The 15,297-nt window shown below is 40.0% G+C and carries 12 protein-coding genes, 2 pseudogenes and 1 other annotated feature; all 14 genes and pseudogenes read left to right on the top strand.

All coding sequences use genetic code 11. From position 1 onward, the window contains the following. Positions 1 to 2: 2 nt before the first annotated feature. Positions 3 to 863, top strand: a complete 861-nt coding sequence (gene secF, locus EC328_RS05195; RefSeq protein WP_128425803.1) for a protein translocase subunit SecF — start codon at positions 3 to 5, stop codon at positions 861 to 863. 39 nt (positions 864 to 902) lie between these two features. Continuing rightward, positions 903 to 1,265 carry a LapA family protein gene (locus EC328_RS05200; RefSeq protein WP_128425804.1) on the top strand — a complete coding sequence of 121 codons (363 nt, stop codon included), beginning with the start codon at positions 903 to 905 and terminating at the stop codon, positions 1,263 to 1,265. 63 nt (positions 1,266 to 1,328) lie between these two features. Beyond that, a complete protein-coding gene (gene recJ, locus EC328_RS05205; protein WP_128425805.1) occupies positions 1,329 to 3,065 on the top strand; it encodes a single-stranded-DNA-specific exonuclease RecJ in 1,737 nt (578 codons plus the stop codon). Positions 3,066 to 3,080: 15 nt separating this feature from the next. Further along, the gene (locus EC328_RS05210; RefSeq protein WP_128425806.1) at positions 3,081 to 5,246 is read left to right on the top strand and encodes a RelA/SpoT family protein; all 2,166 of its coding nucleotides are present in this window, start codon (positions 3,081 to 3,083) and stop codon (positions 5,244 to 5,246) included. Positions 5,247 to 5,257: 11 nt separating this feature from the next. Continuing rightward, on the top strand, positions 5,258 to 5,707 hold the full coding sequence (gene dtd, locus EC328_RS05215) for a D-aminoacyl-tRNA deacylase (protein WP_128425807.1): 450 nt from the start codon (positions 5,258 to 5,260) through the stop codon (positions 5,705 to 5,707). Positions 5,708 to 5,718: 11 nt separating this feature from the next. Continuing rightward, a complete protein-coding gene (locus EC328_RS05220) occupies positions 5,719 to 6,342 on the top strand; it encodes an MBL fold metallo-hydrolase (RefSeq protein ID WP_128425808.1) in 624 nt (207 codons plus the stop codon). A 14-nt stretch (positions 6,343 to 6,356) separates the two neighbouring features. Continuing rightward, entirely contained in the window at positions 6,357 to 7,823 is a 1,467-nt protein-coding gene (gene hemZ / locus EC328_RS05225) for a coproporphyrinogen dehydrogenase HemZ (RefSeq protein ID WP_128425809.1), read from the top strand. A 48-nt stretch (positions 7,824 to 7,871) separates the two neighbouring features. Further along, positions 7,872 to 8,061: a binding site (T-box leader), on the top strand. A 44-nt stretch (positions 8,062 to 8,105) separates the two neighbouring features. Beyond that, positions 8,106 to 9,890 (top strand): aspartate--tRNA ligase, encoded by a 1,785-nt coding sequence (gene aspS, locus EC328_RS05230; RefSeq protein ID WP_128425810.1) that lies wholly within the window; start codon positions 8,106 to 8,108, stop codon positions 9,888 to 9,890. After that, positions 9,883 to 10,599 carry a tRNA threonylcarbamoyladenosine dehydratase gene (locus EC328_RS05235; protein WP_128425811.1) on the top strand — a complete coding sequence of 239 codons (717 nt, stop codon included), beginning with the start codon at positions 9,883 to 9,885 and terminating at the stop codon, positions 10,597 to 10,599. The genes aspS and EC328_RS05235 overlap by 8 nt, the downstream gene beginning before the upstream one ends. Positions 10,600 to 10,693: 94 nt before the next feature. Then, positions 10,694 to 11,023: pseudogene (locus EC328_RS05240) on the top strand (SoxR reducing system RseC family protein); the annotation flags it as partial. Between the two features lie 12 nt (positions 11,024 to 11,035). Further along, positions 11,036 to 11,290 carry a metal-sensitive transcriptional regulator gene (locus EC328_RS05245; RefSeq protein WP_128425813.1) on the top strand — a complete coding sequence of 85 codons (255 nt, stop codon included), beginning with the start codon at positions 11,036 to 11,038 and terminating at the stop codon, positions 11,288 to 11,290. A gap of 63 nt (positions 11,291 to 11,353) precedes the next feature. After that, a complete protein-coding gene (locus tag EC328_RS05250; protein WP_128425814.1) occupies positions 11,354 to 12,583 on the top strand; it encodes a serine hydroxymethyltransferase in 1,230 nt (409 codons plus the stop codon). A 62-nt stretch (positions 12,584 to 12,645) separates the two neighbouring features. Next, positions 12,646 to 13,983, top strand: a pseudogene (locus EC328_RS05255) (DUF512 domain-containing protein). After that, positions 13,980 to 15,296 carry a ribosome biogenesis GTPase Der gene (der, locus tag EC328_RS05260; protein ID WP_128425815.1) on the top strand — a complete coding sequence of 439 codons (1,317 nt, stop codon included), beginning with the start codon at positions 13,980 to 13,982 and terminating at the stop codon, positions 15,294 to 15,296. The pseudogene EC328_RS05255 and the gene der overlap by 4 nt, the downstream one beginning before the upstream one ends. The last annotated feature ends 1 nt before the right edge of the window (position 15,297 follow it).

The following is a 15,297-nucleotide window of genomic DNA, read 5'->3' on the forward strand; positions in this document are numbered from 1 at the left end:
TTATGAATGTGATTAAAAATTATAAATTATTCTATGCAATCTCTTTAGCAGTTATAGCAGTCGGACTTATAATGTTTGCAGTAAACGGTTTGAACTATGGAATTGATTTTACAGGCGGAACAATGCTACAGCTGGAGGTAGGGAAATTTGTTTCTGTGGAGCAAGCCAGAGAGATCGTAAGCGTTTATGATGAGAATGCCAGCATAATACACTCAGGGCCGGAAAAATCAGAGTTGATAATAAGGAGTTCAAAGGATTTAAGCAACAAGGATACAACAGAGATCGTAAGCCAATTTGTCGAAGTATATGGAATGGATGGGAGTAACTTTCAAACACAAAAATTCGGCCCTTTCATGGGGAAGGAAATCAGAGATAGAGCCATATTTTCAGTTATTATAGCTTCTGTATTAATGCTTGCTTATATATCCTTCAGATTTCAATTCAAATTTGGTGTTGCCGCAGTTATTGCTCTGGTCCATGACGTATTGGTTACTTTTGCGGTATACTCTGTATTGAGACTTCCAGTAAACAGCTCGTTTATTGCTGCTATCCTGACAATAGTTGGTTATTCGATAAATGATACAATCGTAATATTCGACAGGATACGGGAAGAGTCAAAGATCTACCCAAAGTTAGGGTTTGGAGAGGTAATAAATAACAGCATTAAGCTGTCACTAAGAAGAACTCTATTTACGACACTGACTACATTAATGGCAGTTACAATTCTTTATATAGTGGGAGTTGAGGATGTAAAGGTTTTGGCACTTCCATTGTTTATAGGTATGGTTTCGGGAACGTATTCCTCACTTTTTATAGCTACGCCAATACTATATTCACTCAAAAGGTTGAAGACTAACGGTTAATGGGTAAAAATAAGCATAAAGATTATATGGAGGGATATTATGCAAAAGAATTTGATTTTTATATTGATTCTGGCAATAATAATCGGTATCTTTGCACTTAGTAATGGGGATGTTGTGGAAATCGACTTTTTATTTGTAAAAGTCCAGCTGTCTCAGGCGATAGTAATATTTATTAGTGTGCTGCTTGGTTCAGCGATTGCCGTATTATTCGGAATGGCCAGAGAAATGAGGCATAAGAAAGAAGCGAAGGATCTTAACAGGCAGATAAATGTACTTACAAGCGAGAAAAACCAACTGGAAGCTCTCGTTAAAACAAAAGAAGATCAACTCAAGCTGTTGTATTCAAGGGGAGAGAAACTCCATGAAGGCAACAGTCAAAACAATGATTTTTCTGGTAATTGATAGTATATGATGATAGAATTTAGATAAAATTATCTAAATTCTTTCTTTATATGGAGTGAAAAAATGAGTAAATGGTTCATCAAGGGGCTTCATGCAGACGTTAATAGAATTGCCAGTGAAAATAATATTTCCAGGGAATTAGCCATACTTCTTGCGAACCGAGGAATTATTGATAAGAATGATATCGATCAATTCCTTGATCCCAGGCTTGATAGAATGCATAAGCCTGAATTAATGAAGGATATAATAATATCCGGAGATATTTTGCAGGATTGTATTGAACACGGGAAACGTATCAGGATCATTGGAGACTACGACGTTGATGGGATCTCCTCAGTATATATACTTTATAAGGCTTTGTATAGAGCTGGTGCTGACGTAGATTATGTTATACCTGACAGGATCCAGGATGGTTACGGAATCAACCAGTTTCTGGTTCTCGAGGCAAAAGCACAAGGCATCGACACAATAGTTACTGTTGACAATGGCATCTCTGCTTTCAGTCAGACAAAACTGGCTAAAGAAATGGGTATGCGTGTAATAATAACCGACCACCATGATATACCCGAGGCTATTCCTCCAGCTGATGCGATCGTTAATCCCAAACAAGAGGATTGTCTTTATCCAGAAAAGATGCTTTGTGGTGCAGGTATTGCATTAAAGCTTTCTATCCATTTACTTGAGAGATTTGGATTGAATGCTCTTGACGATGATTCATTGGAGATAGCTGCGCTGGCAACTATATGTGATGTTGTTGATCTGGTTGGAGAGAACAGAATAATCGCAGCAAGAGGTCTTGAAAAACTGAATAATTGCCAAAATATTGGGCTGAAGGCACTTTTGTCAGCCAGTGGACTAACCGGCAAAAAGCTGGGAGTATACCATGTCGGTTTTATAATTGGACCTAGCCTTAATGCTTCTGGAAGACTTGATAGTGCGATTTTAGGCCTTGAACTCCTTCTTAGCTCGAGAAGTGATGAAGCTATGGCTATAGCTATTAAACTGAGGGAGCTTAACGAGGAAAGACAGTCTCTTACCAGGGATGGCGTAGAGCGGGTAGAAAATCTTATTGAGTCTCAGTTGGGTAATCAAAGTGTTATAGTTGCATTTGATCCTCATATACATGAAAGCGTCGCAGGCATTGTTGCAGGCAGGGTAAAAGAGAAGTATAATAGACCTACAATAGTTCTGACCAGGGGTAAAGAAGGTATAAAAGGTTCTGCAAGGTCAATTGAGGGATACCATATTTTTGATGAACTCAATAAGGTAAGTCATCTTCTTGAAAGGTTTGGTGGGCATCCAATGGCTGCTGGGCTTAGCTTAAAGGATGCAAACTTGGAACAACTAAGAGAATTGCTTAATAGAAACAGCAGATTGACAGAAGATGACCTAACACCAAAGATATACATTGAAATGCAGATGGATCCGGGAAAATTCGACTGGAATCTTTTAAGTGAAATTGAAAAGCTGGAGCCCTTTGGCAAAGGTAATCCTAAGCCTTTGTTTGGGTTTAAGGGTCTTAAGATCCATAAAGCAGCAATTCTTGGTAAGAATTCAAATGTACTCAAGCTAATAATTGGTAAGGACCATACAGAAAAACTGGAAGGGGTGGTATTTAGTGATCCAGAGATGTGGGTGTCCGGAGCGATGGATTCATTTGGCAAACAAGAAGTTGAAAATGCTTTGGCTGGACAGAGAAATTCGATCTGTATGGATATAGTATATTATCCTTCTGTAAATGACTATATGGGAAGGAAAAGCATACAATTTGTAATTGACAGTTATAGATTTAAGAAATAGCGAGAAGGTGTTACTATGTTGGAGAATTTACTCCTTAGGATTGAACAGTATAATCCAAATGCTGATATGCAGCTAATCATCAAGGCTTATAACTTTGCAGAGGCTGCACATGAGAGCCAGGTAAGAAACTCGGGCGAAAAATATTTCGTCCATCCTTTCCAGGTAGCTCTTCTTCTTGCTGACTTAAATATGGATACAGCTACAATAATTGCAGGATTACTTCATGACGTAATTGAGGATACCAATATCTCTTATGACAAGGTAAGGGAAGAGTTCGGAGAAGAGGTAGCTGACCTTGTCGATGGTGTAACTAAATTGAAGAAGCTTCAGTACAAAACTAAGCAGGAGAATCAGGCTGAGAATCTGAGAAAAATGGTAATCGCAATGGCCAAGGACATTCGAGTGATTATAGTTAAGCTTGCTGACAGACTTCACAATATGAGGACATTGGAGTATATGACAGATGAAAAAAAGAAAGAAAAAGCTATTGAGACTCTTGAGATATATGCACCTATAGCTCACAGACTTGGTATTTCTAAGATCAAGTGGGAGTTGGAGGATCTGTCATTAAGATATCTTGATCCTGAAAACTATTATAGCTTGGTAGAGAAGGTTTCTAAGAAAAGGCTTGAAAGAGAGGCTTTTATTAAAAAGATCATCGATGAGCTGTATGAGAAGCTCGGTGAGATGAGTATCAAGTGTGAAATAAGCGGAAGACCAAAGAATTTTTATAGTATCTACAAAAAGATGATGTACCAGGGAAAGGCCTTTGAACAGATATACGATTTAACCGCAGTCAGGATACTTGTTGACAACATTAAGGACTGTTATGGAGCCCTTGGAATTGTGCACACTCTGTGGAAGCCATTGCCTGGACGTTTCAAGGATTACGTAGCAATGCCCAAGCCTAATATGTATCAGTCATTGCATACAACTGTAATAGGTAACAAGGGTGAGATTTTTGAGGTCCAGATCAGGACCTACGAAATGCATAGAACTGCGGAATATGGTATTGCTGCTCACTGGAAATACAAAGAGGGCTACGCTAAAGGAAACAATTTTGATGACAAGCTGACCTGGCTCAGACAGCTTCTTGAGTGGCAGACGGACCTTAACGATCCAAAGGAATTTATGGAAACCCTTAAAATTGATTTCTTTACTGACGAGGTATTTGTGTTTACTCCAAAGGGAGATGTCATTAACCTGCCTGATGGTTCAACACCAATAGATTTTGCATATAGAGTCCATACCGATGTAGGAAACAAATGTGTGGGAGCTAAGGTCGACAATAGGATAGTTCCGCTTAATTATAAGCTCAAGAACGGGAATATTGTTGAGGTTATAACAAGTGCAAACAGCAGCGGGCCCAGCAGAGACTGGCTAAAGCTTGTAAAGAGCAATCAGGCAAAGACAAAAATCAAACAATGGTTCAAGCTACAGGAACGTGATCTTAACATTGCCAAGGGCAAGGATGCACTTGAGAAGGAAATCAAACGGTTAGGATATAGACCATCTGACATTCTTGTTGACGAATGGCTTAAAAATGTGGCTGGAAAGGTAAGTATAAGCTCCATAGAGGACCTTTATGCTTCGATTGGTTATGGAAGTATAACTATAAACCAGGTGATCAGCAAATTAAAGGAAATTTATAGTGAACACTTCAAGCCCAGCGAAAAAGAAATAGTTGAGTCGAAAATTCAAAAGTCCCAAAATAAGTCAAAGCCAAGACCAACTCATGGAATAGTGGTAAAGGATATCGATAATGTAAAGATAAAGTTTTCGAAATGCTGCAATCCAGTTCCAGGTGATGACATTGTCGGCTTTATAACAAGAGGCAGGGGAGTTTCAATTCACCGTACAGACTGTCCTAATCTTTCAACTATACTGGAAGGACAGGAGGAGAGATCTATAGAGGTAAGCTGGGACATAGAGAAGAAGTCGTCATATAGTGCTGAGATCCAGGTTAAGGCCACAGATAGACCCGGCTTGCTGGCAGAGATAGCTTTAAGGGTCAACGATGCAGATGTTGGTTTGCTATCGCTTAATGCCAGAACCAATAAGGACAAATCCGTTATGATAAATATGACCCTTGAAATACATGATAAGGAGCAGCTAAATGAGCTGATGAAAAGGCTCAGAAGGATTGGGAACGTCTTCGATGTATATAGAGTAACAGCTTAAGGAGGACATATATGCGGGCAGTAGTTCAAAGAGTAAGTAGTGCTGAAGTAAGAGTAGACGATAAGATGGTAGGAAGAGTTGGCAAAGGATTGCTGGTATATCTTGGGGTAGGCAAGGAAGATGCAGTATCTGACATCGAGTATATGGCCGATAAGGTTTCCGGGCTAAGAATTTTTGAAGACGAAAATGGGAAAATGAATCTTTCCGTTCAGGATATCAGAGGAGAAATACTTGCAATTTCTCAGTTTACATTATACGGAGATGTAAGGAAGGGCAAAAGACCAAGTTTCTCTGATTCTGCAGATCCTGACAAAGGTGAAGAACTATACAATCAATTTATTAGTATAATTCAGGGGATCGGAATTAGGATAGATAAGGGAATATTTGGAGCTCACATGATGGTTGATTATGTAAATGATGGACCAGTAACTATACTTTTAGATAGTAAAAAGCAATTTTAGAGGGTGAGAAAATGATAATTAAGAGGTTACAGGCTGGGATATATGCCGCTAACTGCTATATAGTTGCCTCCTCGGACAAGAGTGAGGCAATTGTTGTGGATCCAGGCGGAGATGTTGAACATATACTTTCTGAGATAAATAAAATTGGAGCTGAAATCAAGTCAATCATTCTAACCCATGGCCATGGAGATCACATAGGAGGAGTCATGGAATTAAAAAGATCCCTATCTGTTCCTGTTTTGGTTCATAAAGCGGACCTGGAGATGGTTAAAAGCAGTGCACTCAATATGTCAAGTTCAATGGCAATGGGCGAGGTATGCTTTGAGCCAGACTTGCTCCTTACAGATGGAGATGAAATTACTATAGGTGATGAAAAGCTTATTACTATCCATACCCCAGGCCACACGCTTGGGGGGATCTGCCTCTATGGTGGAGGGAATCTTTTTACGGGCGATACACTATTTAAAGGCTCTATTGGCAGAACAGACCTTTATGGCGGTGATTTCGACACTATAATAAGAAGCATCAAAAATAAGCTCCTTAGGCTTCCAGATGATACTATTGTTTACCCTGGACATGGACCTGAATCTTCAATAGGCTATGAAAGACAAAAGAATCCGTTTCTTAGGAACTAAGTAGAGATAAAAGAATGATAGGGATCATAAATAAGACTGATAAAGTTAAATACAACGACCTCTTTGAGTTAGCAAGAGCTTTTATGCCCAGAGAACAATTTATAGAAGCAAAATCAGTTGAAGAGTATGCTTCATACCTTTGTCTTGAGCTTGAGAATGGGAACTTTCAGGCAAGTTCCGGTGGTCTGGCTCATGATTCAGTGAGTTTTACTGCCACAACTAAAGAGATAGATATTCTGCGTGATCATGAAGCCGCTTGCAGAATTGCCGCAAAAAGGGCATATTACAGGTTGCTCAGCAACTTGACCCATAAATTATTGCCCTGGGGTATATTAACAGGTATAAGGCCGGTAAAAGTTTCTGCGGCTTTAAGAGAAAATGGTGCAACAAGCGATGAAATTGTAGAGATACTTACAAAAGGTTACTTGATTGACAATGACAAGGCAGAGCTTGCCTTAAAAATCTGTTCTATTCAAGCACCATTAGTTGATTCATTCAAGGGAAAGACCTACAGTATCTACATTGGGATACCCTTTTGTCCTACTAGATGCGTTTATTGTTCTTTTCCCTCTGTTTCTTCTATAAATTTCCGCAACCAAATGGATCCATACATTGAAACCCTAATAAAAGAGATAAGCAGCATCCACGAAATAATGCATGGTTGGAGGCTTGATTCAGTTTATATTGGTGGTGGGACCCCAACTGCTCTTCCAAAGTACCTTATGGAGAAGTTACTAAGTCAACTTAGAAAGATATTCGATTCATCATATGAGCTAACTGTTGAAGCAGGCAGACCTGATACAATTGATCAAGAGTATCTTATGCTCCTAAAAAAATATGGAGTAGATCGCATCAGTATCAATCCTCAGACAATGAATTTGAATACTCTCAAACTGATCGGCAGAGATCATACCCCTGATCAAATTATTGAATCTTACAGTCTTGCCAAAGAGATAGGAATAAGCGTAGTGAATATGGATTTGATAGTAGGTTTACCAGGCGAAGGACCTGATGAAGTACGGCAGACACTTGAGAAAATAAAGGGGTTAAAGCCTGATAACTTAACTGTTCACACCCTTTCAATGAAGAAAGGCTCAAGACTTATGGATGGATATGATACTTCTATGGAATTTGGGACAGAAAAAATTGGAGAAATGCTCAAGTTGACCAGTGAGTTCGCAGCTGAGATTGGATTGACCCCTTATTATCTATACAGACAGAAACAGATATTAGGCAATTATGAGAACATTGGCTACAGCAGACCACAAAATATATGCGTTTATAATGTAGCAATTATGGAGGAGAAACAGTCAATAATTGCAGCCGGAATGGGTTCGGTGTCAAAGATTTACAATGAGAATACAGGAGCTATAGAGAGAGTCCCAAATCCCAAGGATATAAATGGCTATATGCTTAGGATCGATGAGCTGGTTGAAAGGAGAAAAACCTTAATCGCTCAATTGGTCGGACTCGCAGATTAATCTATTGACACAAATCCTTTTAATATCATATAATATGAGCAATTACAGATAATGGCAAGGATAGGAACCAGTAATCAGATCAATGAGGTAAAGAGAGTCAGCGAATGGTGAGAGTTGACCCTTACATCTGACGAAGACAACCTGGAGCCTGCGGATCTACCGCACGTGGGAAGCGTTAAAAGAAGAGTGAGGATAGCCTAATTAGGGTGGTACCGCGAGATTGCCTCTCGTCCCTGAAAATCAGAGATGAGGGGCTTAATTTATTTTTAGGAGGGAGAAAAAATGGGAGAAAGAATGGGAAACCTGAGAAGAAGCATGATGTGTGGAGAACTCAGCATCAGTGATGTTGGCAAGGAAGTTACCTTAATGGGTTGGGTTCAAAGAGAAAGGAATCTTGGAGGGCTGATGTTCGTAGATCTCAGGGACACCACTGGGATCTCGCAAATAGTGTTTGATGATAGCGTACCGAGGGAACTGATTGAAAAGGCCGAAAGCATAAGAGCTGAATATGTAATAGCTGTAAAGGGTATCGTAAGGGAAAGACAGTCGAAGAATCCAAACATGGCTACAGGTGATGTTGAGCTTCTTGTCTCTGAACTAAAGATACTTGATGAAGCCGAAACTCCCCCGATCTACATTAAGGATGATGACAACGTTAGTGAATCAATGAGATTGAAATACAGATATCTCGACCTTAGAAAACCTGGGATGCAGAGCAATCTTAAGCTTAGAGCTAAGGTAGCGAAAACAGTGAGGGATTTCTTTTATGAAAATAGATTTGTTGAGGTGGAAACTCCCGTTCTTACTAAGCCAACACCTGAAGGGGCGAGAGACTACTTGGTACCAAGCAGGGTGAATCCTGGCCAGTTTTATGCACTTCCCCAATCACCTCAGCTTCTTAAACAATTGTTGATGGTTTCGGGCATGGACAGATATTACCAGATTGTAAAATGCTTTAGAGACGAGGACCTAAGGGCAAACAGACAGCCTGAATTTACCCAGATAGATATAGAGATGAGCTTTGTTGAGGTAGATGATGTTCTTTCGATGAATGAAAAGCTTATGAAAAGACTATTCAAAGAGATAAAGGGAATCGACATAGAACTGCCTCTTAGAAGGATGTCCTATGAAGAAGCAATGAAAAGATTTGGGGTGGACAAACCAGATTTAAGGTTTGGATTCGAACTGAACGATATTTCAGATATTGCATCGAAGTCTCAATTTAAGGTATTTTCTGATGCAGTAGCCAATGGTGGAGCTGTTAAAGGTATCAACCTTAATGGTTATGGCGAAAGCTTTACAAGGAAAGATATAGCTTCCCTGGAGGATTATGTTAAAACCTATGGCGCTAAGGGTCTGGCATGGATTAAGGTGACCAAAGAAGGAATAACCTCTCCCATAGGGAAATTCTTCAGTGATGCAGATATGAGTACACTTCTTTACAGATTCGATGCTAAGGAAGGCGATCTTATACTTATTATTGCTGATAAGCTGTCCGTTGTATCTGACAGCCTTGGCAATCTTAGAAATGAGGTTGCCAAGAGACTTGGGATACTCAGGGATGACCATTATGAAATGCTTTGGATCACGGAGTTCCCATTACTGGAATATGATGAGGATGCGAAGAGATACGTTGCAAAACATCATCCATTCACTCACCCGGTGGAAGAGGATATTGAGTTACTGGAGAGCAATCCGGATAAGGTCAGGGCAAAGGCATATGATTTGGTTATAAACGGAGATGAAATGGGTGGAGGCAGCATAAGGATAAATAATTCCGGGCTTCAAAGCAGAATGTTCAAGGCTCTCGGTCTTAGTGAGGAAGAAGCACAGGATAAATTCGGTTTCCTTTTGGAAGCATTCAGGTACGGGACCCCTCCCCATGGTGGGATTGCATTTGGTTTGGATAGGCTTATAATGTTATTCTCGGGATCGTCAAACATAAGAGATGTTATCGCATTTCCCAAAACTCAGTCTGCAACATGCTTGATGACTGGTGCACCAACACATGTTACTGCGGAGCAGTTAACTGAAGCCCATATAAAGGTCGATGTGGATAATGAATAATGCTTTCATAAGATCATCCTATCTGCTTGGTTCAGAGGGTATGGAGAGACTTGGAAACAGCAAGGTGGCTATTTTTGGCATTGGAGGAGTTGGGTCCTATGCTGCGGAGGCTTTAGCCAGAACTGGAATAGGAAGCTTGATTCTGATAGACTATGATACAATTGATGTTACTAATATAAATAGACAGATCCATGCAACTTCAAAGACTGTTGGTTTGCCTAAGGTCGATGTTATGAGAGATAGGCTGCTGGAGATAAATCCTGGGTTGATAATAGAAGCGATTCAGGAGCGATATACAAAAGACACAAGACAAGAGTTTTTGGATCCTTCATTTGACTATATTATTGACGCTATAGATATGGTATCATCAAAGATAGATTTGGTTACAAGTTCGCTTGAAATGGGTATACCTATCATAAGCTCAATGGGAGCAGGTAATAAGCTTGATCCTACAGCTTTTCTGGTCAGCGATATATACAATACCAGGGTATGTCCATTGGCAAGGGTCATGAGAAATGAGCTTAGAAAAAGAGGAGTCAAGGCTCTTAAGGTTGTTTATTCGCCAGAAGAACCTATTGATGTGAATCTGGGGGATATCGACAGAAGAAAAGCGATACCAGGCAGTGTTTCATTTGTCCCTTCAGTTGCAGGACTAATACTTGCCGGTGAGGTAATCAAGGATATAGCTTTAAGGGAGGAGGATATGTAGTATGGAACAAATCGGATATGTGACTGGTTTTGTGGGCGACAACAAGGTACAGCTTGAAGTAAAGAGGACAGCTGGGTGAGGCAGTTGTAAAGGCTGCGCAAGTTCTTGCGAGGAAAAACCCCACTATGTTGTGCTCAAGAATAATATAGATGCTAAGCCTGGAGATTTCGTTGAGCTTCAGGCAATACAAAAAAATATAATGAAGTATATAACAATAATTTACATGATTCCCTTCGCATTTTTGATAATGGGGATCATCGTAGGAAACTTGATATTCAAAGGTGCTGACACTGCTAACAAGGAGCTTTCGAGCTTCGGAGTAGGGATTGTTTTTCTTGCTATCGCTTTTTTTGTCATTAGAATCATAGATAGAAGCTTTGCCAAGAAGGATGAAAGTGTCATAGTTATGACTAGAAAGCTATAGGGGGGATCTGACTTGACTGACAAGGATTCTTTGATAGTTAGACTTAGGAGAATAGAAGGCCAAATTAAGGGTATACAGAAAATGGTCGAGGAGGATAAATTCTGCGGTGATATCCTGATACAGATTTCTGCTTCAAGAAGCGCACTTAACAATGTAGGCGGGCTTATCCTTGAGAACTATATGAAGCATTGTTTACTCGAGTCACCTGACGGTAAAGAGCAGGATATGGATAAACTAATTGAAATTATGCTGAAGTATACCAAGTAAAAGGCTTGCGTTGGATGAAGGGCATAGGGGTTAATCAAAATTGATTCGGGAGGAGCCGTGTGTATGGATTTTACAAACTTAGCAAAGACAGATCCTAAGATGATGGAAATAGTACAGAGAGAAATCGACAGGCAAAATAAGCATATTGAGCTCATTGCATCAGAAAATTTCGTATCAGAAGCGGTTATGGAGGCGATGGGCAGCCAATTGACAAATAAATATGCAGAGGGATACCCAAATAAGAGGTATTATGGCGGCTGTGAGATAGTAGATCTTGCAGAAGAATTAGCCATAGAGAGATTAAAACAGCTTTTTGGAGCTGACCATGCAAATGTTCAGCCTCATTCCGGTTCAAATGCAAACCTTGGAGTTTATTTTGCATTTCTGAAGCCTGGTGATAAAGTACTTGGAATGAACCTTTCCCAAGGTGGACATTTGACTCATGGCAGTCCTGTAAACATTTCAGGCGTTTATTATAATTTCGTTGCATACGGTGTAGATCCGGTGACGGAGATTATAGATTACGATGCTGTGAGAGAAATTGCAATAAGAGAAAAACCGAAAATGATAGTTGCAGGTGCAAGTGCTTACCCCAGAGAAATAGACTTCTCAAAGTTTAAGGAAATCGCTGACGAGGTAGGAGCATACCTAATGGTTGATATGGCTCACATAGCAGGACTCGTTGCTGCTGGACTTCATCAGAATCCTGTCCCTTATGCTGATTTTGTTACAACAACCACCCATAAGACCTTGAGGGGCCCCAGGGGAGGAGCTATTCTGTGTAAGGCTGAATATGCAAAGATGATCGATAAGGCAATCTTCCCAGGTATCCAAGGAGGTCCTTTGATGCATGTTATTGCTGCTAAGGCAGTGGCATTTGGTGAGGCACTAAAGGATGACTTCAAGGTCTACCAAAAGCAGATCATAACCAATACCAATGCATTGGCTGAAGGCCTGAAGGAATTTGGATTCAGGTTAGTGAGTGGAGGAACAGACAATCACCTTATTCTGATTGACGTTCGAAATAAAGGCTTGACAGGCAAGGCTGCAGAGGCTATGCTAAACGAGGTAGGTATGGCAACCAATAAAAATACCATCCCAAATGATCCAGAGAGTCCATTTGTAACAAGTGGGATCAGAGTCGGTACGGCGGCCATGACGACAAGAGGTATGAAGGAAGTCGAAATGAAGGAAATTGCAGAGCTGATAAATCTTGCATTAAGTCCAGAAAGTGATAAGGACATGGTCAAACAAAGAGTGTATGACCTATGCGATAAGTTTCCTCTCTATTAGTCCAGGAATTTAGCCTACAGTCATCTGTAGGCTCTAAATTTTTTATTCAGGTGGTAATCTAAATGGAAATTACAAATATCAGGGAATCAAGGAATATAATTGAGGACGTCGTCATTGGCAGTATAGCTGATGAGCTTGGAATAGATCCTGGGGACATTCTCGTTAGCATAAACGACAAACCGGTGAGGGACGTAATAGATTACAGGTATCTTATATCTGATGAGCTGCTTGATATTGTCATTGAAAAAAAAGACGGAGAGCTTTGGGAATTTGAGATTGAGAAGGATTTTAATGAGGATATTGGTATTATATTTACAAATCCTTTGATAGACAAAGCAAAGACCTGTCAGAATAAATGTATGTTCTGCTTTATAGATCAGTTGCCGCAAAACATGAGAGATACTTTATATTTTAAGGATGATGATTCGCGGCTGTCATTTTTACAGGGTAATTTTATCACCATGACAAATATGAATGAGGACGACATTCAAAGAATAATTGACTATAAACTAAGCCCAATCAACGTTTCGGTGCATACTACAAATCCTGAACTAAGAATCAAAATGCTAAGGAACAAAAAAGCCGGAGCTATCTTTGATACTCTTAAGAGGTTCCATGAAGCTGGACTGGAGATGAATTGTCAGATAGTGCTTGTCCCTGGGGTGAATGATGGTTTAGAGCTAAAGCGAACAATAAGCGACCTTTCTTCTTTGTATCCATCGATAAATTCAGTGGCTGTTGTTCCAGTGGGCATAACAAAATACAGGGATGGATTGGATTCGCTGCAAATATATGATCAAGAGTCTGCTTCTAAGCTAATAGAACAGATTGATGAGATGCAGCATGAGTATCTTGAGAGTCATGGCACAAGATTTGTCTTTGCTTCCGACGAATTCTATTGTGTATCAGGCAAGGAGCTGCCGGATCATGATTTTTATGAGGGCTTTCCTCAGTACGAAAATGGAGTGGGTTTGTTAAGATCCTTCTCTTATGAATTGGTGGAAGCATTGGATGGTATAAATGTGATCCAATCAGATAAATGACTTCTTATCGCTACGGGAAAGCTTGCATCGAACTTCATGAAAAACATGTCAGAGATGGTTATAAATAAGATATCGGGTCTAATAATTGATGTCATTCCAATCAAAAACAATTTCTTTGGCGAGACGATAACAGTTTCTGGACTTATAACCGGCGGAGACCTGGTTGACCAAGTAAGAGGAAGTGAAGAATACGACGCTGTTTTTATTCCAAAGTCGATGATGAAAAGAGACGAGGACATATTCCTGGATAATATGACATTTGGTCAAGCAAGTGAATTCCTGATGAACAGGCTTAGATTAGTGCCTGTAGATGGTAGAGAGTTTTTAGAATCAATTATGAAAGAGGTGAGGTCGTGAGCAGACCGATAGTATGTATAGTAGGTCGTCCAAATGTTGGAAAATCAACTCTGTTCAACAAGTTGGCTGGTAGAAGGATAGCAATAACTGAGGACGTACCAGGAGTAACCAGAGATAGGATATATGCCGAAGGCGAATGGCTGGGAAGGTTTTTCACAATTATAGACACTGGAGGTCTTGAACCGGAGAAGGACGACATTGTTATGCAAAACATCAAGAAGCAAGCAGAAATGGCTATTGAAACTGCTGACGCGATCCTTTTCGTAGTAGACGGACTTGAAGGCTTGACTACTACAGATAAAGAAATAGCTGAGATCCTGAGAAAATCAGGAAGAAACGTAATACTTGTAGCTAATAAAATAGACAACCGAAAAGTCCCGGATGAGCTATACGAACTATATGAGCTTGGACTTGGCCAACCGATGGCCGTTTCAGCAGAACAGTCATTGGGGTTAGGGGACCTGCTGGACGAAGTAGTCAAATATTTTCCTGAGGACAGCGACACTGAGAAAAATAATGAGAGTATAAGAGTTGCCTTTATCGGCAGGCCCAACGCGGGCAAATCATCCTTGATCAACTATATCCTTGGAGAGGAAAGAGTTATAGTTACGGATATACCTGGGACCACCAGGGACTCCATAGACAGCTATTTTGAACACAGTGGAAACAAGTACATCTTTGTTGATACTGCAGGATTAAGAAGGAAGAGATATATAACAGAGAAGGTTGAAAGGTATTCAGTAGTAAGGACCCTTACCGCCGTTGACAGGGCTGATATTTGTGTACTGGTTGTTGATGGGACTCAGGGAGTAACAGAGCAGGATACCAAAATTGCGGGTTATGCTCACGATAACGGGAAAGCTATAATCGTAGCAGTTAATAAATGGGATGTTGTGGACAAAGATGATAAAACATATCTAAGCCATGAAAAGGAAATTAGAGAGACCTTAGGCTTCATAAATTACGCACCAATAGTATTCATATCCGCAAAAACAGGGAAAAGAGTTGACAAACTTCTGGAAATGATCAATATTGTAAATAATAACTATAATATGAGAATAAGTACTGGCGTTCTTAACGATATTCTTAACAGGGCTATCCTAATGAATCAGCCGCCTTCTGACAAAGGTAAGAGAGCAAAAATCTATTATGGTACACAAGTCTCTGTTAAGCCTCCGAGGTTTGTAATCTTTGTCAATATAAAAGAACTGATGCATTTCTCGTATGTTAGATATCTTGAGAATCAAATAAGGAGCCACTTTGGATTTGCAGGGACTCCAATAATATTTGAATTCAGAGAAAAAGGTGAGTAAT

Origin of the sequence: Gudongella oleilytica (assembly GCF_004101785.1) — a bacterium.
GTDB classification, from domain to species: Bacteria; Bacillota; Clostridia; order Tissierellales; family Tissierellaceae; genus Gudongella; species Gudongella oleilytica.